This window comes from Pseudoflavonifractor sp. BSD2780061688st1 E11, assembly GCF_005844125.1.
Lineage (GTDB): Bacteria > Bacillota > Clostridia > Lachnospirales > Lachnospiraceae > Sellimonas > Sellimonas catena.
In genome coordinates this window covers 1-1,588 of record NZ_SPHM01000100.1, presented here as the reverse complement: position 1 = coordinate 1,588, position 1,588 = coordinate 1, and the positions used below count along the sequence as shown (strand labels likewise).

Annotated in this window: 1 protein-coding gene; it reads right to left on the bottom strand. The window is 43.6% G+C overall.

Features of this window, described 5'->3' with window-relative positions; all coding sequences use genetic code 11:
- Positions 1–72 precede the first annotated feature (72 nt).
- Entirely contained in the window at positions 73–1,452 is a 1,380-nt protein-coding gene (locus FGQ85_RS18140; protein WP_138374158.1) for a transposase, read from the bottom strand.
- Positions 1,453–1,588 lie beyond the last annotated feature (136 nt).

Here is a 1,588-nt window from a genome sequence, read left to right as displayed (position 1 = left end):
ACTAAGACTTCCCATACCTTAAATGGGCTTCGCACCTTGAAAATTCAATATTTCAGCTAACAAAATAGAGATTTATGCTGCTATAGCCACAGGATGAAGCGCACGCCTGAGATATTCAGGCAGACGAGCCTCAAAATCAGCAGTAAATGCTGCCAGTTGGTTCTCACTGAGCTTGAATATCTCCTGAAGACTTGCCATGAAAGCATCCATCAGAATGCAAAGAGATCTTGAAAAGGTAATATCCGCCATTTCATCCACCAGGAAGAAGAAGAGTTCTCCAAGCGTTCTCTGGTCTTCGTTTTGACGCTGCTCCAGAGCAAGTAACATATATCTGGTAAAAACAATTGCGGTATGAGCAGTCAGTGCATCATAGGAAAGGCTGTGGCATTCCCCGATCAGATTCAGCATGGATTTGCAGGTTTTGAAGAATACTTCAATCTGCCAGCGCTTGCCATAAATACGGATGATCTCTTCTTCACAAAGAGCCGGATCCGTGCAGAGGAACGCAAGCCAGTCCTTGCGATTCGCCTTGTTTCGCACACATACGATTTTTGCCGGGAAAGGATTCTCTTTCCCGAGCATGATATCAACGGAAAGCAGGTATTTTGATCTGCCGCGGCGCTTCTTGTTTCTGGAATAGATTTCCTTGATGTTAAGCTGTTCACCCTTGTATCCGTACTTGATCCGGCTGCTTTTCTTGATCATGGCAATGACATCCATGTTTCTGGATTTAATGGCTGTGATCTGTGCCGGATTGGCAAACCAGCAGTCGAACAGGACATAGTCCGCTGATAATCCGGAAGATACAGCAGTATCCAGAAGCGTGAGCATTACTTCAGGTGCTTTGGTCTGAGCCAGCTTTCTGCGCTTTCCCGCAATGGTCCGCTTATCAAAAGTATGGACTGGTCCGATGATATTGGTTTCTTTTGACGATGCAATCAGGCAGCTGTTAACCGGGATCAGAGTATTCCCATCACTCCAACTGAGTGTAAGCATACGGTATCCCTTTTTATAGGTCATATCTGTATGATCAAAAACACGGGATCCCAGTTCTGTCTTTTTGCAGCTGGACCGGTTGAAAAGGCTGTCATCTACAATAAAGACGTTGGTGCGCTTTTCATCTGTAAGATCCTTCAGATCATTGTTGACGATATCTGCCGCAAGAAGCGAAGTGAAACGAAGCCAGTTTGTCTTTGTGGAATTCAGGAAACGATAAAAGGTATTTTTAGAGAATCCTTCCTTGAAGGATCCAGTGCGCTGCTGCATATACATGCTTCGCCCTACGAAAACATTTCCAAGCTTATATCTCAAAAGAGAAATGGCAGGGACGCCTTTTTCTTTCGTGCCATTGCATTTGGCCAGTAGTTTTCCAATATGGTGTTTTGAAAAAAATCTCTGGATACAGTCAAGTAGGGCTATCTCGTTCGTGTTGTTCTGTGCTATAATGGACATGGCATAAATCTCCTTTGTGAAAGTGGTTTCTGACAATTCCATTATAGCAAACGGAATGTATTTATGCCTTTTTTATTGGCTGAAATATTGAATTTTCAAGGTTCAACACACCTTATTGGTGTGGGAAGTCTTAGTT